We start from the raw sequence: 20,522 nt of genomic DNA, 5'->3' as shown, positions 1-20,522 counted from the left end.
TTCAGGTGTTAGTGTCCTTACGGATGTGGGGGTTCGAGTCCCCCCCCTCGCACCATAAATCACGTTGATATTGCTCGCACTGGGCGAAGGTGGCGGAATTGGTAGACGCGCTAGCTTCAGGTGTTAGTGTCCTTACGGATGTGGGGGTTCGAGTCCCCCCCCTCGCACCAACGAGGCAGTATCAAAAAGCAAAATAGTAAGATAGATGTGCGAAGGTGGCGGAATTGGTAGACGCGCTAGCTTCAGGTGTTAGTGTCCTTAGGATGTGGGGGTTCGAGTCCCCCCCCTCGCACCACTTATCTTGCTCTCTCCCGGTACGACCTCTCCCGCTTTACACCATCTTCAAATTCATTATTACCAGCATCATCCCGCCAACCAGGGCGATACCCGACGGCAGCAGCACAAAGTGGCGCAGACGCTTGTGATAGAGCATGGCAGGGGTTAACAGCAGGCCGGGCACAATAACCGCACACCACGCATCAACAGAGAGATCGGCACACGCCAGTCCGAGCGCAACGATGCCCGATAATACAAATCCCCACCCGCTTTCCAGCACGCGCTGCAACATGCTTCCATCCTCACGCTGATAATGATAACCAATATCATATGATATGTTTTCTCATTTGTCAGCATCCCGCTCTGCCGCTGTGCGAACTTTCTACATCTGTTAATGACAGACATTCATGAAGGTGATAAATTGTGCGCTTCGGAAAAATACATAACAATTTCTTACTCTTTTCGCGAAAATTTATTCACGCGTTATTTCTCATTTTGCCAACCATAACTTTTTGTATATTGCAGATTAATAACGACATTACACATGACAGCACAATCCTGGCATAACCTCTGTAACAAGAAATATCAATTATCCCTGCGGTTATTCTTGTTTCTCAATGCCGTTTCGGCCCTCTTCTCCTTTCTGCTACCGCTAAGCAGCGTGATGAGCGTGACGCTGCCGCTCGTGCTGCTCTTTACGGCCAGCGTTGCGCTGCTGCTCTGGCATAAGTGGCAATCAGAGAAGAAAATAAATATTCCTCTCATTTCACTGTTATTTGGCTGCCTGTGGGCGTGGCACGTTAACGAAAAATATTCAGCTATTGGTCACCCGGATCCGGCTTATCTTTTAATTGCGCTGTTAAGCGTATTATTTATTGGCACTATCGCTTTCTCTAACAATATCAGCGCGTTTATGCTGCATTCGCTGCCGGTAAGCCTGGCCTGCCTGTGGCTAACCGACGGCAGCGCCTGGCTAAGAGTACTCTACTGTTTCGCCCTGCCGGTGGTAGGTATCACCATACAGCATGTTATTCAGCGGCGTAATGATACCTTTGCCCAGGATCTGATGTACAAGCTGTTGGACGAGCGCAAGACGCTGAAAGATTTAAGCATGCTCGATCCCCTGACCGGTCTCTACAATCGCCGCGGCCTGCAAAATAAGATTGATAACCTGCTAACGCATGATGACGGCAGGCAGTTTGTGCTGCTGCTGGATATTGACCACTTCAAAGCTTACAACGACCACTACGGTCATATGATGGGCGACCAGGCGCTGATCCGGGTCTCTGCCGCCATCCGTGATGCGGTACGCTCCCGGGATATCGTGGCCCGCTTCGGTGGTGAAGAGTTTATGATCCTGCTGAGCGATGTCGATCTGGAGCACGCCCGCGTGACCGCCGAGCGTATTCGACAGCAGGTTTTCGATCTTAAGATCCCGCATATGTTTAACGAAAGCGTGGCAACCAACGTCACGGTAAGCATCGGTATTGCTCCCCTGCTGGACGAAGACATTGAGGACGCGCTGGGCAAAGCGGATAAGGCGCTGTATGAAGCGAAGCATCTAGGTCGCAACCACATTCTGGTCAGTGGTGACCTGCAGATAGCATAAACGGAACCCGGCAGGCATTTCGCGACAAAAATGTTGCGCTTGTTCCTGCCTATGGTTAGGATTGGCAATCATTATCATTTAGATTCCGGTCTAATCTCCTATGGCCCAACGCTCTGAACTGCTGGCAAACGATCTCATCTGGCGAGCCCCGCTGCACAGCGCAGCACCTACGCTTGCCGATGCCGTGCGCGAAACGATGTCCAGTCAGCGTCCGCACATGCTGGAGATTATCCGTCTCGACGAGCCACCACCGCACCAGGCCATGACCCTGGCGCAGTGGCAGCGCCCCGCCGCGCTGCGCACCCTGCTGGCCGACTACTCCGATCATATCTACCGCAACCAGCCACAGCTGCCGCGCGAAGGGAAACCGCTGATCTCGCTGTGGGCGCAGTGGTATCTGGGCCTGCTGGTTCCGCCGCTGATGCTGGCCCTGCTGGCGCACGACACCGCGCTGGATGTCTCCCCGGAACATTTTCACGTTGAATTCCATGAGACCGGCCGCGCGGCCTGCTTCTGGGCCGACGTGCATGCCGATCGCTATACCACGCTGTTAGACGATCGTGGCCGTATTGAAAAGCTGATCGTCTCGGCGATGCTGCCGGTAGTCCAGGCGCTGGAAGCTACCGGTGAGATCAACGGTAAGCTTATCTGGAGCAATACCGGCTATCTTATCAACTGGTACCTGAACGAGATGAAGCCGCTGCTCGGCGATGCGCGGGTAAATACGCTGCGCCAGCTCTGCTTTTTCGACAAAACGCTGGCGAACGGCATGGATAACCCGCTTTGGCGCACCGTTGTCCTGCGTGAGGGCGTGCTGGTGCGCCGTACCTGCTGTCAGCGCTACCGCCTGCCGGATGTCCAGCAGTGCGGCGACTGTACGCTGAAATAATCTTTACGCGACCTGCTGGCTCTCTCCCTCTGCACGCTGTGACTCCTGCGCCTCCTGCTCCAGGAGCTGTTTCTCGTAGACCTTAAAGAACGGGTAGTAGATCACGGCGGAGACCACGGCCAGCAGCACGACGAGGATCGCCGCCCGGTAGTCCCAGCCCAGCGCCCATGCCGCACCGATCGGAGCCGGTGCAGTCCAGGGAACCACGGCAATCACTCGACCAATCAGATCCATTTTCATTGCGCCCCAGGCGATCACCGAGTTGATCAGCGGTGCGAGCAGGAAGGGGATAAAAAAGACCGGGTTCATAACAATGGGCGTGCCGAAGATCACCGGCTCGTTGATGTTAAAGAAGCTGGGCACAATGCTGAGCCGCCCGATTGAGCGCAGGTGCACGGATCGGCTACGCAGATAGCAGATCACCAGCCCCATGGTCGCTCCAGACCCCCCTACTACAATGAAGAATGTCCAGAACGCCTCCATAAAGATGTGCGGCAGCGGCGCGCCCTGCGCCAGCGCAGTCTGGTTCATCCCCAGGTTGGTTAACCAGAACATTTGCAGCATACCAGAGACGATAGCCGCGCCGTGAATGCCGGCGAACCACAGCAGGTGGCCAACCAGCACCGCCAGCAGAATAGCGGGCAGCGAGTCAGCCGCCGCCACCAGCGGCTTAAACAGCGCCATAATGGCCTGCGGGATCAGCACCGAGAACTCTGACTGGATAAACAGGCTCAGCGGGTAGAGCGTCAGCACCACGACCAATACCGGGATCAGCAGATCGAACGAGTTTTTGATCATCGGCGGAACCTGGTCCGGCAGGCGGATGCCAATGTTGTGCGCTTTTAAAAAACGCATCAGCTCCACGCAGTAGATGGCAACCAGGATAGCGGTAAAGATCCCGGTGCCGCCCAGGCTATGTACCGGTAAGGCGCTATCGGTTTTTGGCGCAGCCACTAGCAGAAAGGCCATCAGCGAGAGCATGGCACACATGAAGGGATCGAGCTGGTGCGACTTCACGTAGTGTTTGCCAAGGTTATAGGCGATGGCGGCACAGATGTAGATCGACATGATCCCCATGGTCATATCGAACGGGGTGAGGATCCGCCCCTCATACTGCTTTGCCAGATCGAGCCAGCCGCGAGCAAAGCCCCAGGTGGTATCCGGTGAGAACGGCGGGTAGGCAAAAATAAGCAGAAAGGAGCCGACAATCATAAAGGGCATTGCCGAGATAAAACCATCGCGAATCGCCATCACATGACGCTGGGCAGAGATGCGTCCGGCGATGGGGCTGACATAATTTTCAACAAAACGGAAGATCAGGTTAAACGCAGCGTGGTTGGCAGACATTTGGCTCTCCGGTCAGGCGAAAAATGGAATGGCAAAATGAGTATCAGCCTCCGATCTGCACTGTGCAACCGGTTACTGTAACCGGTTTCCGTGATTGTGAAGAGGATCGATAATCGGCCTATCCTACTGTGAATAACCAGGATTCACCTCACAGTCAGGCCGGTATCTGCCACCGGCCGTCAGGATTGTCCTTAAGCGCCTGCTGCATCTGGACGACTATATCGGCCGCGTAGAATAATCCTGCGTCGGTATCGACGCCCAGCTTCGCCATCAGACTAAACTTATGCGCCCGAATGTTTTTACAGTTGCGATTAAGCTGAACGGCGATATTAGCAATCGGATAACCCAACGCGGTGTAGTAGAGGATCTCCTGCTCGGTCTGGTTCAGGACTCGCTCATGGCCGTAATACCATAGGTTGAGGATATTCTCATTCACCCTTTGCTTATCACTAAGCCACTTCTGTAGCTGCTGGCGCATCAGCGCCAGCGGGGCGGTTTTACTGATGACGCCGTGCAGCGACGCGGGCGAGAAACGGCTCACCAGCCGCGCCTCCATGTCATCTCCTGCCAACACAATGCGCTGTCGCCCAGGACTGGTTCGCTCCATGTCGTACATCACCTTCAGGCACTCCAGCCGCTGTGCTCTAATGGCCGATAGCGAATAGATCAATGAAAAAAAGGGTGTCCAGGCCAGCGAATTAAGAAACGCGGCGTAGTCTTTAAAGAAATAAAACTGATATTTCCCGACCATCGGTAATAGATTCCGTAGCCCAGCCTCGCTCAGGGGGCATCGTTCAATAATGGCAACATGTCTTCTTGATCCACTTTTTTCCATTTTCCATCCTCGCCATACGTTGGATTTAAATTTAAGATTTTTGCCCCATCACCGCTATTAATCCAGGCGTACAACTCAGCATTGCTACGTAAAGTGAGACGCCGCATAGCACTATTTTTTTGTGCGCTCACCGTTTTATTGCTTTTTTTAAGCATTGAGGCGATTTGATTAATACCCCATCCTTTACCAAGAAGTCGTAATACCTGTCGTTCAGAATACGTTAATGATAGCGCTGGGGCACTTGCCTCCTCTTCATCATAAGGATTTTCTGATAAAAGCGAACGGCTAATAATTTCTGCACGCCGGTTACCGCTACGCACTGCGTTAATAATTCCGTCGACCGGCTCCATGCTCGAGAGCAGCGTGCTTTCCGAACGTAGCAGCAGCTCTACCGCCAGCGGGTAGATGGGTAAGGGAACTATGAAAACCCAATGTATATCAAGCAATTGCACCATGATCGAGTGGTATTTTTTACAGGCGCTTCGGGCCTGTCTTAAATCGTTAGTCAAATCGACGATGATCACGTTCGCGTGCTGTAGTAAAGAGAGTGTCATCTCCTCTGGGGTGGTGCAGTAGATAATTTCATATTCACAAAATGATTGCGCCATAATAGCGCCAAGGCCAAATTGTATTATAGGTGCTCTGCTTATTATTACTGCGCACCTGTACTTTTCTGACAGCATATCCCCTCCGCTTACATTCGAGAACTCAGTGTGTTAATTCATCACGATAACGTTCATGAATAAATAAATGCCAGAACAAAAGCGCTACTCAACATCACAGCTGTTAACACAGCATGTCATTATCTCTGTATGTCACACTTACATCTTTCAGACTAACGGTGGCCAACTGCGGTATTAATCTTTTATCCCTGATATAATATCGCATACCTTTGTTAAAAAAATAATGGGTTGGAAGGCAAAAAAATAACTTATTGCGAAATCAGATCTAAATATATAAATATGATGAATGGTTAATGTCTCTCATATAGCGTAAAAGGCCGATACTACGGGGGTGGGCGGCCAGAAAGAGATTAAACCAATTTATTAACTAAATATTGATCTATCACAGCGCCGAGCAGGTAGCACGTTGTGTTAAAAATAGGTTTTCTATTTCACCACATGGGTATTTCGCTACGTTACCAGGGCAAATTATGCAAGCAGATCGGGATAAACAGCGTGCCGTAACGCGGCTGTGCATTCAGTGCGGTCTTCTCCTGTTGCAGCACGGGGCAGAGAGCGCCCTGGTGGAGGAGCTCTCTACCCGTCTCGGCCTCGCGCTGGGAATGGATAGCGTAGAGAGCGCCATCGCCGCGAACGCCATTGTGCTCACCACCATTCAGGATGGCCAGTGTCTGACCTCCACGCGTAAAAACAGCGATCGAGGTATCAACATGCACGTGGTCACCGAGGTGCAGCACATCGTCATTATGACCGAACATAAGCTGCTGGATGAGAGAGGCGTAGAAAGGCGTTTTCAGCAGATTAAGCCGCTGCGCTATCCACGCTGGTTGGTTACGCTGGTGGTGGGCCTCTCCTGCGCCTGCTTCTGCAAACTGAACAACGGCGGCTGGGATGGCTCAGCTATCACCTTCTGTGCCAGCAGCGTCGCCATGTACGTACGCCTGATGCTGGCCCATCGGCATCTGCATCCGCAGATCAACTTCTGCCTGACGGCCTTTGTGGCAACTACCGTCTCGGGGCTGCTGCTTACCCTGCCCGCCTTCGCCCACACGTCAACGGTGGCGATGGCGGCCAGCGTCCTGCTGCTGGTTCCCGGCTTTCCGCTGATTAACGCCGTTGCCGACATGTTTAAAGGACATATCAATACCGGGCTGGCACGCTGGGCTGTCGCCAGCATGTTGACGCTGGCCACCTGTATCGGGGTAGTGATGGCCATGACGTTATGGGGACTACGCGGATGGGTATAACTGATTTTCTGCTGACGCTGGCGCAGGATATGCTGCTGGCCGCCATTCCTGCCGTCGGCTTTGCCATGGTGTTCAACGTACCGCAGCGCGCTCTGCCCTGGTGTGCGCTGCTGGGTGCCATCGGCCACGGCGCACGTATGGTGATGATGACCAGCGGCATCAACGTTGAGTGGTCCACCTTTATCGCTGCCATGCTGGTTGGCTGCATCGGTATCCGCTGGTCGCGCTGGTATCTTGCCCACCCCAAGGTCTTTACCGTCGCAGCGGTGATCCCCATGTTTCCCGGGATTTCGGCCTATACGGCGATGATCTCCGCGGTAAAGATAGGCCATTTGGGCTACAGCGAGGCGCTGATGATCCTGCTGCTGACTAACTTTCTCAAGGCGACCTCAATCGTCGCAGCGCTCTCTGTCGGCCTGTCGGTGCCCGGATTGTGGATCTACCGTAAGCGCCCTCGCGTTTGAGATTTGTGTTCTGCCTGCGTCGTGGTAATAATCCCTGTTTCTGTTGCGGCCAAAAAGAGGCGGATGTGAAGCACGACGGCGTGTATTTACCGGAGAAACTGGACGAGTCCAGCCTGAAGGACAAAATCTTCACCAGTGCCATTGAGCTGTTTGCCGAGTATGGTCTGAACGGCGCCCGTATGGAGCAGATCGCCGAGAAGGCGGGCACCACCAAACGGATGGTGGTTTACCACTTTAAAACCAAAGAGAACCTCTATCTGCAGGTTCTGGAGTATGTCTATACCCAGATCCGCGCCAGTGAAACGCGGCTCAACCTGACGCGCCTGCCGCCGGTAGAGGCGATGGTGGAGCTGGTAGAGAGCACCTTCGACTATCATGCTGCGCACCCCGACTTCATTCGCATTATCTGCATGGAGAACATGCAGCGTGGACGCTACATGCAGCAGTCGGAATATCTGCGTAAGGTTAATCGCAGCGCGCTGATCCTACTGGAGGATATTTTACAGCGCGGCCAGCAAAAGCAGCTCTTCAGCCGCAGCGTGAACGCCAGGGACGTGCACCGTCTGATGAGCAGCTTCAGCTTCCACTACGTGGCGAACAGCTACACCTTTACCCTGCTGTTTGAAGAGGGCGCGGATAATCAGGCTCAGCAGGCGCACTACCGTGCCATGGCGGTGCAGGTGGTACTGCGCTATGTCTGTCCCTGATTGCTTAGCTGCAAGGTAAAAAAATCACTTGCAATTAAATCGCGCACTACCTATATTCAAACCATGAAGACGAAATCGACAGCCCCGGCGGATGCGCCGCTGGCCCTGAATAACCAGCTCTGCTTTGCGCTCTACTCCGCAAACCTGGCGCTGAATAAACTCTATCGGCAGCTGCTGGCCCCGTTAGGCCTCACCTATCCGCAGTACCTGGTGATGCTGGTGCTGTGGGAGCGGGACGACGTCACCGTGTCAGAGATTGGCGAGCAGCTGTTTCTGGACTCAGCCACCCTGACGCCGCTGCTTAAGCGTCTGGAGAGCGCCGGGCTGCTTGTTCGCCAGCGCTCGCGCCAGGACGAGCGTCAGGTTGCTGTAACCCTGACCGAATCGGGACGGGCGTTGCAGCAGCAGGCACTTACGATCCCGGAATCGGTACGCTGCGCTGCCGCCTGCGATACGGATTCCCTGGCCGCGCTTCAGCACGAGCTGGAGACGCTGCGCCATCAGCTTCACCGGACGTAGATTTCACCAGGCACAGCACCGTTCCGACGGTGTTATGCTTAGCAGATAAATAGCGCGCTATTTTATAGCGAACATATTGATAACAGCGAAAATAAGGAACCTGCCATGTCTTTAGAAAAAGTAGTTTACACCGCAAAAGCCAAAGCAACCGGTGGCCGTGACGGCCGTGCAACCTCCTCCGACGGCGTGCTGGACGTACAGCTGGGCGTACCGAAAGAGATGGGCGGCATGGGCGGCAACGTCACTAACCCGGAGCAGCTGTTTGCTGCGGGCTACTCCGCCTGCTTCCTCGGCGCAATGAAATTTGTTGCTGGCCGCGACAAGATCGCCATGCCGAAAGAGGCCTTTGTAGAAGGCGAAGTCGGTATCGGGCCGCTGCCGACCGGTTTTGGTATCGAAGCTAAGCTGAATATTCACCTGCCGGGTATGGACGCGGCCGAAGCGCAGAAGCTGGTCGACGCAGCGCATATCGTCTGCCCTTACTCTAACGCCACCCGTAACAACATCGACGTGACGCTGAACATTATCGCCTAAGACGTTCGCAAGGCCGGGCGGCGCGACGCTTGCCTGGCCTATAAAAGCACCCCCTCTCTGTGCTACTATGAGCACATATCACCCGCGGATCTTTCCGCTCTGTTTTTAGCTTGAGATAGCGCTATGTCTTCCAGAATCCTCTCCACCAATGTCATCGGTATCGACGCGTTTATGCACGATCACGCCCGCGTCCTGACCCAGTCCCTTGAGGGGACGGTGGCCGTTTTTGCTGATAACGCCCCGGCGTTTTATGCCCTGACGCCTGCGCGCCTGGCCCAGCTGCTGGAACTGGAAGCCCGACTGCAGCGCCCGGCCAGCGATATCGCGCTCGATCAGCAGTTTTATGGCGAACCGACCGACGCACCGCCCAGCGTACCGATGGGCAAATTCCCCATGTACGCAGGCTGGCAGCCGGACGCCGATTTTCAGCGCCTTGCCGCACTGTGGGGCATCGGCCTGAGCCAGCCCGTTACCCATGAGGAGCTGGCCTCGTTTGTCACCTACTGGCAGGCCGAGGGCAAGGTGTTTCACCATATGCAGTGGCAGCAGAAGCTGGCCCGCAGCGTACAGATCGGCCGTGGTAGCCTGAACGGTGCCGCTAAGCGCGATGTGAACGCCGTCTCCGAGCCAGATAACCAGGTTCCCCCAGGCTTCAGAGGTTAATCATGAAAGACGTCGGCGAAATGATGAAGCGTTTGCAAAAGATGATGCCTGCCCATGTGAAACCGGCGTTTACCACCGGCGAAGAGCTGCTGGCCTGGCAAAAAGAGCAGGGAGAGATCCGCTCGGCGGCCATCGCCCGCGAAAACCGGGCCATGAAGATGCAGCGCACCTTCAACCGCTCCGGCATTCGTCCTCTGCATCAGAACTGCTCTTTCGATAACTATAAGGTCGAAAACGAGGGGCAGATGAACGCCCTGAGTCAGGCCCGCCAGTACGTCGAGGAGTTCGACGGTAATATCGCCAGCTTTGTCTTCTCCGGCAAGCCCGGCACCGGCAAAAACCATCTTGCGGCGGCCATCTGCAACGAGCTGCTGCTGCGCGGGAAGTCGGTGCTGATCATCACCGTCGCCGACATTATGTCCGCCATGAAGGAGACCTTCAGCAGTCGGGAAACCAGCGAAGAGCAGCTGATTAACGATCTCAGCATGGTCGATCTGCTGGTGATCGACGAGATCGGCGTCCAGTCTGAATCCCGCTACGAGAAGGTGATCATCAACCAGATCGTCGATCGTCGCTCCTCATCCAAGCGCCCGACCGGCATGCTTACCAATAACAACGTGTCGGACATGACCCGACTGCTCGGCGAGCGGGTCATGGATCGTATGCGTCTCGGCAATAGCCTGTGGGTCAATTTTAACTGGGATAGCTACCGCAGCCGCGTGACCGGCAAAGAGTATTAAGAGCTTTCCTGGCGTGGCCTGCCGGGTCTCCCGTTATATACTGACGCGATTCATCACAACAGGTTATGCCACATGAAATCAGCTAAACGTTTACTGTGCAGCGTCGCGATCGCCAGCGCCCTGCTCTCTTCTCTCTCTCACGCCGCCACCTGGCAGGAGCAGCTGACCAGCGCTGCCAACCAGCTGAGCCAGAATTCAGGTTCGGCCACGTCGACGCAGCAAAGCAATACCTCTATCTCTGCCCTCGGCAGCCTGCTGAACGGCGGCAACCAGGCGCTGAGCGCTGGCACCATGAACAACGCCGCGGGCATCCTGGAGTACTGTGCTAAAAACAAGCTTGCCTCGGTCACCAGCGCGGAGAATATCAAGAGCCAGGTGCTGGAGAAGCTCGGCCTGAGCGCGCCGGAGCAGAAGGAAGATACTAACTTCCTCGAGGGCTTACAGGGGATGCTGAACACCAAAGATGGTGAGCAGCTAAACCTGAACAATATCGGCAGCACGCCGCTGGCACAGAAGGTGAAAACCAAAGCCTGCGACCTGGTACTGAAGCAGGGTGTTAACTTCCTCTCCTGATAGCTCTCCCCCTGGCGCGTCTGCCCCGATATGCAGCAGGCGCGCCTGCTGCATATAAATGAGACATTGCTCATAAAACGTCCCTCTCTAAACCTTTTCTTAATAGAATCCAGGCTTTGTGACGCTAGAATTGCAGCTATGTGAATTCGCCATTAAAGTGTTATTCCTGCAACATTCCGGCTTGCTGCTATTGAGGATCGACCGTTGTCTGAATTTCTCTCTCTCGTGCTGTTTATTGCCTCGATAGCTATTTATTCTCTGAAGGCAGGCCGTAATACCTGGTGGTTTACCGCCATGCTTGCCGTGCTGGGTCTTTTTGTTGTCCTTAATATCGCCCTCTATGCCAGCGACTATTTTACCGGCGACGGTATTAACGATGCGGTGCTCTACACTATCACCAACAGCCTGACCGGCGCGGGCGTCAGCAAGTATATTTTGCCCGGCGCGGCCCTGGCGATCGGCCTGCTGGTGCTCTTTTTTGCCCTCGGCTGGATCCTGCGCCGTCGCCGCCATCATCCGCTGCACGTCGGCTATAGCCTGCTCGCGCTGCTGCTGGCCCTCGGTTCGGTGGATGCCAGCCCGGCCTTCCGGCAGATCACCGAGCTGGTCAAATCCCAGTCCCGGGCGGGAGATCCGGATTTTGCAGTCTGGTATAAAGAGCCAGCCAAAAGCATTCCGCAGCCGGCGCTTAACCTGGTCTATATCTATGGCGAAAGCCTGGAGCGTACCTACTTTGACAGCGACGCCTTCCCGGGGCTGACGCCGGAGCTGGGCGCGTTGAAAGATGAGGGGCTGGATTTTACCCATACCGCGCAGCTGCCGGGCACCGACTACACCATTGCCGGGATGGTCGCCTCCCAGTGCGGCATTCCGCTGTTTGCCCCCTTCGAAGGCAACGCCTCGGCCTCAATGTCGAGCTTCTTCCCGCACAATCTCTGTCTCGGCGATATCCTGAAAAACTCCGGGTATGAGAACCACTTTGTGCAGGGGGCGAACCTGCGCTTTGCCGGGAAAGATGTCTTTTTAAAATCCCACGGCTTTGACCACCTTATTGGTGCGGAAGAGCTGAAGGGCCGCGTCGCCGATCCGACCTACCGCAACGACTGGGGTTTCTACGACGACACCGTGCTGGACGAGGTGTGGCAGCAGTATCAGCAGCTCTCCCAAAGCGGCAAGCGCTTCTCGCTCTTTGCCCTGACCGTTGATACCCATCACCCGGACGGCTTTGTCTCCCGCACCTGCGAGCGGAAAAGCTACGCCATCGACGGCAAAGCGAACCAGTCCTTTAGCGCAGTCACCTGTAGCCAGCAGCATATCGCCGCGCTGATTAACAAGATCAAAGCCTCACCGTGGTTTAAGGATACGGTGATCGTCGTCTCCTCCGATCATCTGGCGATGAACAACACCGCGTGGAAGTACCTCAGCAAGCAGGATCGCAACAACCTCTTCTTTGTACTGCGCGGCGACCAGCCTGCGCAGGACGTCATCGGGCTGAAACGCAACACCATGGATAACGGTGCCACCGTGCTGGATATCCTCGGTGGGGATAACTTCCTCGGCCTCGGGCGCAGCAGCCTCTCTGGCCAGTCCCTCTCCCAGTCGTTCCTCAACATGAAGGAGAAGGTGCTGGCGTGGAAGCCGGATATTATCCGCCTGTGGAACTTCCCGAAGGAGATGAAGGATTTTACCGTTGAGCGCGATAAAGAGATGATCGCCTTCTCCGGCAGCCGGTTCCGCCTGCCGCTGCTGATCCGCGTCTCGGACCAGCGCGTAGAGCCGCTGCCGGAGAGCGAATACTCTGCGCCGCTGCGCTTCCAGCTGGCCGACTTTGCACCACGGGATAACTTTGTCTGGATCGACCGCTGCTACAAGATGGCGCAGATGTGGGCCCAGCAGCTGGCGCTCTCCACCGACTGGTGCGTTTCGCAGGGTCAGCTGGGCGGTGAGCAAAGGGTGCAGCACGTCGATAGCGCACAGTGGCAAGGCAAAACCACGTTTAAAGATACGGTCATCGACACCGCCCGCTATCAGCGCAACGTAGATATGCTCAAGGTGGTGGATAATGACGTTCGCTATAAGGCAGACAGCTTTATCTTCAACGTGGCTGGCGCGCCGGAAGAGGTGAAGCAGTTTAGCGGCATCTCTCGCCCGGAGAGCTGGGGACGCTGGTCCAACGCGCAGCTGGGTGAAGAAGTGAAGATCGAGTACAACGCACCGCTGCCTGAGAATTTCGATCTGGTTATTACTGCTAAAGCCTATGGCCCGAACGCCAACAAACCGATCCCGGTGCGGATAGGTAATAGTGAGCAGACACTAACTTTAGGCAACGAGGTCTCTACCACCACGCTGCGGTTCCATAACCCGTCGCATAGCAATACGCTGACGATAGTGCCGCCGGAGCCGCAGTCCACTAATGAAGGGAATATTCTTGGCCACTCGCCGCGCAGGCTGGGGATTGGGATGGTGGAGATTAAGGTAGTAAAAATCGAGGGCTAGCTGTTTGGTGTGAGTAGGCCGGGTAAACGCAGCGCCACCCGGCGTTACCGTAATGCCGGGTGGCGGCTCTCGCCTGACCCGGCCTACGGTCCTACGATGCTTCTAGAATTTAGAACGTTTCCCAGTTATCGCCTGCTTCGGCGACGGCTGGTTTGCGGGTCGCCAGCGGCGCGGCGGCTTTTGCCACGATAGCCTGGTCACGGGCCTCTTTACGCTGATCCTGCATAATGCGGAACACCGCTACGGCCTGGGTCAGACGGCTCGCCTGCTCTTCCAGCGCCGCTGCCGCTGCGGCAGACTCCTGCACCAGCGAGGCGTTCTGCTGGGTGACGCGATCCATCTCGGCAACCGCCAGGCCCACCTGGTCGATACCGCGGCTCTGCTCGTCGGAAGCAGAGGCGATTTCGCCCATGATGTCCGTTACGCGGGTGACCGCATTAACGATCTCGTCCATGGTCTCACCGGCGCTCTCGACCAGCGTTGAGCCAAGCTCTACGCGGCCTACGGAGTCTTCGATCAGGCTCTTAATTTCGCGAGCGGCCTGGGCGCTGCGCTGGGCCAGGTTACGCACTTCCCCTGCTACCACTGCAAAGCCACGACCCTGCTCACCGGCACGCGCCGCTTCTACCGCCGCGTTCAGCGCCAGGATGTTGGTCTGGAAAGCGATGCCGTCGATCACGCTGATGATGTCAGCGATTTTCTGCGAGCTGCCAGCGATGTCGCGCATGGTCTGCACCACGTTATCCACCACTTTACCGCCCTTCTGCGCGGTCTCAGAGGCGCTGAGCGCCAGATGGCTCGCCTGACGGGCGTTTTCGGCGTTCTGCTTCACGGTCGCGGTCAGCTCTTCCATGCTGGCAGCGGTCTCTTCCAAGGAAGCCGCCTGCTGCTCGGTACGGGAGGAGAGATCGTTGTTGCCCATTGCGATTTCGCTTGCGCCGCTATAGATCTCGTTCGCACCGGTACGCACGGTACCTACGGTACGCATCAGCTCACCCTGCATGTGGCGCAGGCTTTCCGCCAGCTGGCCCATCTCGTTAGCACCGTGCACGTCGATCTTCTGCACCAGATCGCCACCGGCGATATGGCGGATGCTCTCCACCAGACGGTTAAGCGGGGAGATCAGCACGTTCTTGATGCCGAACCAGACGGCAACGATCACCGCCAGCACCGCCAGCAGCACGCCAACAATGATCCAGATAGCCATGCTGTAGGAGCTGTTGTTGTCCGCGACGGCGAGATCGTACAGCTGGTCATTCTGCTGCAGGAACTCAACGTACTGTTTCTCGAACGCGTCCTGGTAGCCCTGGGTCGGCTGGTCAAAGAACTCGTTGATTTTGCCTGCGCCCAGCAGCTGGATAAGTTCAGCCAGCGCACCGTGGTAGATATCGTACTGGCGCTTGATCTCCTGGGTTACGGCTTCATTCTGGCGCGGATCGTGCGGCAGAGTCTGATACTCATTCCAGTGCAGCTCCGCCTGCTTCAGGGAGGCGCTGGCGGTCTGCATCAGCTCGGCAACGGTGGTGCCGCTGCCGATATTGTTCTGATCCATCATGTAGCGGATCCCGGCACGGTTAAGCGTGTTACGGGTCTGCAACAGGGCAACCCAGCTGCCGTTAAGCGTAGACTGCTGCTCACGGATGGTTTGCAGAACGGTGAAATTGTCTTTGTCGTGTTTCAGCGCGTTGAAGAACAGACCGCCGGAGGTGATTTGTAACAGGCCAAATAGTGCAAGGACCAGAAGTAAACTGGTCACAATTTTGATACGGTTCAACATGTTTTCTCATTCCTTTAGAGGGATAACAGTTTTTCGGCCTGGAACAGGAAAACTTTACCGAATAGTTGTGCGTTGCGACGTGGTCTGGCCTGCTGGCTTAGCCCTTAGCCAGTGATCCACATCACACTCTTTTTCCCGTTCACGCCCCGTTAAAACCGCTTATCGCGCTCCTGCGACCGCTTACCTCTCATATTCAACCGCTCGGCCACTTATTGCCCGCTTTCTGCCCGCCGTTTGCCATGATCCTCAGGGAAATTTATCAATTTAACGCCTCCTGTTCCTGTAATCTTTGTCATATAGCCAGGTCTGATATGGATAATAAAAAGCTACTCAAGCACATACCCTGGATGATCCTCGGGATCATCGGTGCTTTCTGTCTGGCGGTTGTCGCCTTACGGCGGGGTGAAAGCGTAAGCGCCCTGTGGATCGTCGTCGCGTCGGTCTCCGTTTACCTCGTCGCCTACCGCTACTACAGCCTCTATATCGCGCAGAAGGTCATGAAGCTCGACCCGACCCGCGCTACTCCGGCGGTCATTAACAATGACGGTCTGAACTACGTGCCGACCAACCGTAACGTGCTGTTTGGCCACCATTTTGCCGCTATCGCTGGAGCAGGTCCGCTGGTCGGCCCGGTGCTGGCCGCGCAGATGGGCTACCTGCCCGGCACTCTGTGGCTGCTGGCAGGCGTGGTTCTGGCCGGTGCGGTGCAGGACTTTATGGTGCTGTTTATCTCCTCCCGCCGTAACGGTGCCTCCCTCGGGGAGATGATCAAAGAGGAGATGGGACCGGTGCCGGGCACGATCGCCCTCTTCGGCTGCTTCCTGATCATGATTATCATCCTCGCCGTGCTGGCGCTGATCGTCGTTAAGGCGCTGGCGGAAAGCCCGTGGGGCGTCTTCACCGTCTGCTCCACCGTACCAATCGCGCTGTTTATGGGGATCTACATGCGATTCCTGCGCCCTGGCCGCGTAGGCGAAGTGTCGGTGATTGGTATCGTGCTGCTGGTGGCATCCATCTACTTCGGCGGTGTGATTGCAGCCGACCCATACTGGGGCCCGGCGCTGACCTTCAAAGACACCACCATCACCTTTACGCTGATTGGCTATGCGTTCGTCTCTGCCCTGCTGCCGGTGTGGCTGATCCTTGCTCCGCGTGACTACCTGGCAACCTTCCTGAAGATCGGCGTTATCGTCGGCCTGGCGATTGGCATCGTGATCCTCAACCCAGAGCTGAAGATGCCAGCCATGACCCAGTACATTGACGGTACCGGTCCGCTGTGGAAAGGCGCGCTGTTCCCGTTCCTGTTTATCACCATCGCCTGTGGCGCAGTGTCCGGCTTCCATGCGCTGATCGCCTCCGGTACCACGCCGAAGCTGCTGGCCTGTGAAACCGACGCCCGCTTTATCGGCTACGGCGCGATGCTGATGGAGTCCTTCGTGGCGATTATGGCGCTGGTGGCGGCCTCGATTATCGAGCCGGGCCTCTACTTTGCCATGAACACCCCGCCTGCCGGTCTGGGCATCGTGATGCCGAACCTGCACGAGCTGGGCGGCGCGAACGCCCCGGCGATCATGGCGCAGCTACAAGACGTCACCGCTCATGCAGCCGCTACGGTCAGCTCCTGGGGCTTTGTCATCTCCCCTGAACAGATCCTGCAAACCGCGAAGGATATCGGGGAGCCGTCCGTGCTGAACCGTGCCGGTGGTGCGCCGACGCTGGCGGTAGGTATCGCCCACGTATTCCACAAAATCTTGCCGTGGGCGGACATGGGCTTCTGGTACCACTTCGGTATTCTGTTCGAAGCGCTGTTTATCCTGACCGCGCTGGATGCCGGGACCCGCTCCGGCCGCTTTATGCTCCAGGATCTGCTGGGTAACTTCGTGCCGTTCCTGAAGAAAACCGACTCTCTGGTTGCGGGCATTATCGGTACCGCAGGCTGCGTCGGCCTCTGGGGTTACCTGCTCTATCAGGGCGTGGTCGATCCGCTGGGTGGCGTGAAGAGCCTGTGGCCGCTGTTCGGCATCTCCAACCAGATGCTGGCCGCCGTGGCGCTGGTGCTGGGTACCGTGGTGCTGATTAAGATGCAGCGTACCAAATACATCTGGGTGACCGTGGTTCCGGCCGTCTGGCTGCTGATCTGCACCACCTGGGCGCTGGGGCTGAAGCTGTTCAGCGACAACCCGCAGATGGAAGGCTTCTTCTACATGGCGAACCAGTACAAAGCGCGTATTGCCGCCGGTGGCGAGCTGACCGCTCAGGAAGTGGCGAACATGAACCACATCGTGGTCAACAACTATACCAACGCCGGGCTGAGCATCCTCTTCCTGGTAGTGGTATACAGCATCATCTTCTACGGCTTCAAAACCTGGATGAAGACCCGCAGCAGCACGGTGCGCACGGATAAAGAGACGCCGTACGTGCCGGTGCCGGAAGGCGGCGTGAAGACCTCTTCACACCACTAGTCGTTAACGGAACGCCGGATGACGCTGCGCTTATCCGGCCTACGTTTCTCGGCCCGGCAATCTTGCCGGGCTTTTGTAATTTTTGGATGGCATTATGTTTGGTAACTTAGGCGAAGCAAAAAAGTATCTCGGCCAGGCCGCGAAAATGCTGATTGGTATTCCTGACTATGATAACTACGTCGAGCATATGAAGACCAATCATCCGGATAAGCCCTGGATGACCTATAACGAGTTCTTCCGCGAGCGACAGGAAGCACGCTATGGCAGCGGCGGAAGCAGCTGCTGTTAGGAGACACTATGACACCCATTGCAGTAACGCTTCTTACCGGTTTTCTTGGCGCGGGCAAAACCACCCTGTTGCGCCACATTCTCAACGAGCAGCACGGCTACAAAATTGCGGTCATCGAGAACGAGTTTGGCGAAGTCTCCGTAGATGACCAGCTGATTGGCGATCGCGCTACGCAGATCAAAACCCTGACCAACGGCTGCATCTGCTGCTCCCGCTCTAACGAGCTGGAGAGCGCCCTGCTGGATCTGCTCGACGGCCTCGACCGGGGTGATATCGCTTTTGACCGGCTGGTGATCGAGTGCACCGGTATGGCCGATCCCGGCCCGATTATTCAGACCTTCTTCTCCCACGAGATCCTCTGCCAGCGCTACCTGCTGGACGGCGTTATTGCCCTGGTGGATGCAGTGCACGCCGACGGGCAGATGAACCAGTTCACCCTCGCCCAGTCGCAGGTGGGCTACGCCGACCGCATTCTGCTGACCAAAACCGACGTGGCGGGCAGCGCCGAGGCCCTGCGCGAGCGGCTACAGCGCATCAACGCCCGTGCGCCGATCTACACCGTGACCCACGGTGACATCGACCTGGCGCTGCTGTTTGACACCAACGGCTTTATGCTGGAGGAGAACGTGGTGCCCGCGAAGCCGCGCTTCCACTTTATGGCGGATAAGCAGAACGATATCTCGTCGATTGTGGTAGAGCTGGACTACCCGGTAGAGATTGGCGCGGTCTCGCGGGTAATGGAGAACCTGCTGCTCAGCTTTGCCGAGAGGCTGCTGCGCTATAAGGGAATGCTGTGGATCGACGGCAAGCCTAACCGCCTGCTGTTTCAGGGCGTGCAGCGCCTCTACAGCGCCGACTGGGATCGCCCCTGGGGCGACGAGCCGCCGCACAGCACGCTGGTGTTTATCGGCGTCCAGCTGCCAGAGGAGGAGATCCGGGCGGCGTTTGCGGAGCTGAAAACCCAGTGACCCGCGATATTGCGCAAACCTTCTGGCGCTCGCCGCTGCTGCCGGGGGTGGAGTTACGCTCCACCTGGCAGAGCCGCCAGGCATATAAAACGCACAGCCACGCCCAGCTGTCGATCGGTGCCATTGTCGAGGGACAAACCCGCTGCGTCTGCAACGGTGAAACCTGGCTGCTTTCGCCTGGGGATCTGATCGTTATCCCCGCGCATGCCCCGCACAGCTGCAATCCGGTGGATGGGCAGCCTCGCAGTTACCATATGCTCTACATCGAAACCGACTTTCAGCCTGCACCGCAGATCGTGCGGAGTGAATCTCTGTTTCGTCACTATCTGCAAGCCATTGAGGATCTCTCTCCTCACGCAGTTGAGACGCTGCTAGCCGCGCTTCCCGCTGAGCCAGTGCAGCCTGTTACGCTGCGCCCTACCAGCCAGCAGCTCCAGGAAACGCTGCTTGAAAACCTGGTGGCCCCGCCTTCACTGGATGTGCTGGCCCACCGGTTTTCGCTACGTAAAGAGACGCTGATCCGCACCTTTAAGCAGGATACCGGCCTGACGCCCGTTACCTTTCTGAATAGCGCGCGTATCGAATTTGCCAAAACGCGCCTGCGTGCCGGGGCGGATATCGCCGACGTCGGCTACCAGAGCGGCTTTGCCGATCAGAGCCACTTTCATAAAACCTTTGTCAGCTACACCGCCGCTACGCCACGCCAGTACGCCATGGGCCGATCAATATCCGACAATAATTAACGTCTCGTGCGCCGTAGGATGGCCTCAGTTTTCTTTTCTGAGGCCGCTATGGATCTATTACACACCCTGGTTCCCGCCGCGTTTGCCATGCTGGCGCTATCGCACTTTGTCGCTCTGCTTAGCCCCGGTCCCGACTTTTTTCTACTGACGGGCTATGCCATCCGCTACCGCCTGCGTGGCAGCATTGGTCTCTGCATTGGGATCGCCGCAGGTAACGCCGTCTACATTGTGCTAGCGATTATTGGCTGGAGCGAGCTGCGGCGCTCGCCGGTGCTGTTTTCAATTATCGAACTGGCGGGCGCGGCGTACCTGCTGTGGATCGGCAGCCATCTTATTCGCAGCAGGCCGGGCAACCTGGCGCTACAGGGGGTCGATAGTGGCCGCCCGTCGTGGGTAAAGCAGCTGCTGATGGGCCTGGCTTCGGCGTTGCTCAACCCAAAAAACGCCCTGTTCTACCTGGCGCTAATGACCTCGCTGCTGGGGGCTAACGTCACCCTGCTTCAGCAGTCGGTAAGCGGCATCTGGATGGTGAGCGTGGTGTTGGTGTGGGATCTGCTGGTGGTGATGCTAATCGGTTTGCCGCCGGTGCAAAGACGTCTCTCGGCGACGGTAGTGATTATCGAGCGGATCGCCGGTGCGGTGCTGATGGGGTTTGGGTTATGGATTTTGGCAGCATGGTTTTTTGCCCTGGCGTAGGCCCG

At 56.6% G+C, this 20,522-nt stretch carries 21 protein-coding genes and 2 tRNA genes; 18 read left to right on the top strand and 5 right to left on the bottom strand.

Annotation, left to right across the window (positions count from 1 at the left end):
* Nucleotides 1-83 precede the first annotated feature (83 nt).
* Both RTM13_RS13920 and RTM13_RS13915 read left to right on the top strand, forming a co-directional pair.
* Nucleotides 84-170: transfer RNA gene (locus tag RTM13_RS13920), tRNA-Leu, on the top strand.
* Nucleotides 171-209: 39 nt separating this feature from the next.
* Nucleotides 210-295 (top strand) — tRNA-Leu (locus tag RTM13_RS13915).
* A 36-nt stretch (nt 296-331) separates the two neighbouring features.
* Here the strand turns inward: RTM13_RS13915 and RTM13_RS13910 are convergent.
* Nucleotides 332-568, bottom strand: a complete 237-nt coding sequence (locus tag RTM13_RS13910) for a DUF1435 domain-containing protein (protein WP_312212578.1) — start codon at nt 566-568, stop codon at nt 332-334.
* Between the two features lie 252 nt (nt 569-820).
* Here RTM13_RS13910 and RTM13_RS13905 point away from each other — a divergent pair, with 252 nt between their 5' ends.
* Both RTM13_RS13905 and fhuF read left to right on the top strand, forming a co-directional pair.
* Complete coding sequence (locus tag RTM13_RS13905; protein ID WP_312212577.1) at nt 821-1,885, top strand: GGDEF domain-containing protein; 1,065 nt, start codon at nt 821-823, stop codon at nt 1,883-1,885.
* Between the two features lie 100 nt (nt 1,886-1,985).
* Nucleotides 1,986-2,774, top strand: a complete 789-nt coding sequence (fhuF, locus tag RTM13_RS13900) for a siderophore-iron reductase FhuF (protein WP_312212576.1) — start codon at nt 1,986-1,988, stop codon at nt 2,772-2,774.
* A 3-nt stretch (nt 2,775-2,777) separates the two neighbouring features.
* On the opposite strand, the gene RTM13_RS13895 is transcribed toward fhuF, so the two are convergent.
* The 3 genes from RTM13_RS13895 to RTM13_RS13885 all read right to left on the bottom strand — a co-directional run bounded on the left by RTM13_RS13895 (nt 2,778) and on the right by RTM13_RS13885 (nt 5,639).
* Nucleotides 2,778-4,121 carry a PTS sugar transporter subunit IIC gene (locus tag RTM13_RS13895; RefSeq protein ID WP_312212575.1) on the bottom strand — a complete coding sequence of 448 codons (1,344 nt, stop codon included), beginning with the start codon at nt 4,119-4,121 and terminating at the stop codon, nt 2,778-2,780.
* Nucleotides 4,122-4,275: 154 nt separating this feature from the next.
* Nucleotides 4,276-4,956: a DNA-binding transcriptional activator BglJ gene (gene bglJ / locus RTM13_RS13890; RefSeq protein ID WP_312212574.1), complete on the bottom strand. Its 681-nt coding sequence runs from the start codon at nt 4,954-4,956 to the stop codon at nt 4,276-4,278.
* Entirely contained in the window at nt 4,902-5,639 is a 738-nt protein-coding gene (locus RTM13_RS13885) for a LuxR C-terminal-related transcriptional regulator (protein WP_312212573.1), read from the bottom strand. Before RTM13_RS13885 ends, bglJ begins: the two co-directional genes overlap by 55 nt.
* Nucleotides 5,640-6,109: 470 nt before the next feature.
* Between RTM13_RS13885 and RTM13_RS13880 the strand changes: the two genes are divergently transcribed.
* The 9 genes from RTM13_RS13880 (at nt 6,110) to opgB (ending at nt 13,582) form a co-directional block, all read left to right on the top strand.
* Complete coding sequence (locus RTM13_RS13880; protein ID WP_312212572.1) at nt 6,110-6,886, top strand: threonine/serine exporter ThrE family protein; 777 nt, start codon at nt 6,110-6,112, stop codon at nt 6,884-6,886.
* Nucleotides 6,877-7,350 (top strand): threonine/serine exporter, encoded by a 474-nt coding sequence (locus RTM13_RS13875; RefSeq protein WP_312212571.1) that lies wholly within the window; start codon nt 6,877-6,879, stop codon nt 7,348-7,350. Before RTM13_RS13880 ends, RTM13_RS13875 begins: the two co-directional genes overlap by 10 nt.
* A gap of 65 nt (nt 7,351-7,415) precedes the next feature.
* Nucleotides 7,416-8,057, top strand: a complete 642-nt coding sequence (locus RTM13_RS13870) for a TetR family transcriptional regulator (protein ID WP_312212570.1) — start codon at nt 7,416-7,418, stop codon at nt 8,055-8,057.
* 63 nt (nt 8,058-8,120) lie between these two features.
* A complete protein-coding gene (locus RTM13_RS13865; RefSeq protein ID WP_312212569.1) occupies nt 8,121-8,576 on the top strand; it encodes a MarR family transcriptional regulator in 456 nt (151 codons plus the stop codon).
* Between the two features lie 105 nt (nt 8,577-8,681).
* The gene (locus RTM13_RS13860; RefSeq protein WP_042388279.1) at nt 8,682-9,110 is read left to right on the top strand and encodes an organic hydroperoxide resistance protein; all 429 of its coding nucleotides are present in this window, start codon (nt 8,682-8,684) and stop codon (nt 9,108-9,110) included.
* 123 nt (nt 9,111-9,233) lie between these two features.
* Nucleotides 9,234-9,773, top strand: a complete 540-nt coding sequence (dnaT, locus tag RTM13_RS13855; protein WP_312212568.1) for a primosomal protein DnaT — start codon at nt 9,234-9,236, stop codon at nt 9,771-9,773.
* A 2-nt stretch (nt 9,774-9,775) separates the two neighbouring features.
* Nucleotides 9,776-10,513, top strand: a complete 738-nt coding sequence (dnaC, locus tag RTM13_RS13850; RefSeq protein WP_312212567.1) for a DNA replication protein DnaC — start codon at nt 9,776-9,778, stop codon at nt 10,511-10,513.
* Between the two features lie 72 nt (nt 10,514-10,585).
* Complete coding sequence (locus tag RTM13_RS13845; protein WP_312212566.1) at nt 10,586-11,086, top strand: DUF2501 domain-containing protein; 501 nt, start codon at nt 10,586-10,588, stop codon at nt 11,084-11,086.
* A gap of 204 nt (nt 11,087-11,290) precedes the next feature.
* Entirely contained in the window at nt 11,291-13,582 is a 2,292-nt protein-coding gene (gene opgB / locus RTM13_RS13840; protein ID WP_312212565.1) for a phosphatidylglycerol--membrane-oligosaccharide glycerophosphotransferase, read from the top strand.
* 109 nt (nt 13,583-13,691) lie between these two features.
* Here the strand turns inward: opgB and tsr are convergent, their stop codons facing one another.
* Nucleotides 13,692-15,359, bottom strand: a complete 1,668-nt coding sequence (gene tsr / locus RTM13_RS13835) for a methyl-accepting chemotaxis protein (protein ID WP_312212564.1) — start codon at nt 15,357-15,359, stop codon at nt 13,692-13,694.
* Between the two features lie 311 nt (nt 15,360-15,670).
* Here tsr and btsT point away from each other — a divergent pair, with 311 nt between their 5' ends.
* The 5 genes from btsT (at nt 15,671) to RTM13_RS13810 (ending at nt 20,517) form a co-directional block, all read left to right on the top strand.
* On the top strand, nt 15,671-17,821 hold the full coding sequence (gene btsT / locus RTM13_RS13830; protein ID WP_312212563.1) for a pyruvate/proton symporter BtsT: 2,151 nt from the start codon (nt 15,671-15,673) through the stop codon (nt 17,819-17,821).
* A 94-nt stretch (nt 17,822-17,915) separates the two neighbouring features.
* The gene (locus RTM13_RS13825; protein ID WP_090463333.1) at nt 17,916-18,110 is read left to right on the top strand and encodes a YbdD/YjiX family protein; all 195 of its coding nucleotides are present in this window, start codon (nt 17,916-17,918) and stop codon (nt 18,108-18,110) included.
* Between the two features lie 8 nt (nt 18,111-18,118).
* Entirely contained in the window at nt 18,119-19,078 is a 960-nt protein-coding gene (yjiA, locus tag RTM13_RS13820; protein WP_312212562.1) for a GTPase, read from the top strand.
* The gene (locus RTM13_RS13815) at nt 19,075-19,821 is read left to right on the top strand and encodes an AraC family transcriptional regulator (protein ID WP_312212561.1); all 747 of its coding nucleotides are present in this window, start codon (nt 19,075-19,077) and stop codon (nt 19,819-19,821) included. The genes yjiA and RTM13_RS13815 overlap by 4 nt, the downstream gene beginning before the upstream one ends.
* A gap of 48 nt (nt 19,822-19,869) precedes the next feature.
* Nucleotides 19,870-20,517, top strand: coding sequence for a LysE family translocator (locus RTM13_RS13810; protein ID WP_312212560.1), 648 nt, complete (start codon nt 19,870-19,872; stop codon nt 20,515-20,517).
* Nucleotides 20,518-20,522: the final 5 nt, after the last annotated feature.

This window comes from Pseudescherichia sp., from assembly GCF_031979925.1.
In the GTDB taxonomy this organism is placed as follows: Bacteria; Pseudomonadota; Gammaproteobacteria; order Enterobacterales; family Enterobacteriaceae; genus Pseudescherichia.
Note: the sequence above shows the minus strand (reverse complement) of the source record. Positions and strands in the feature narration are given on the sequence as shown.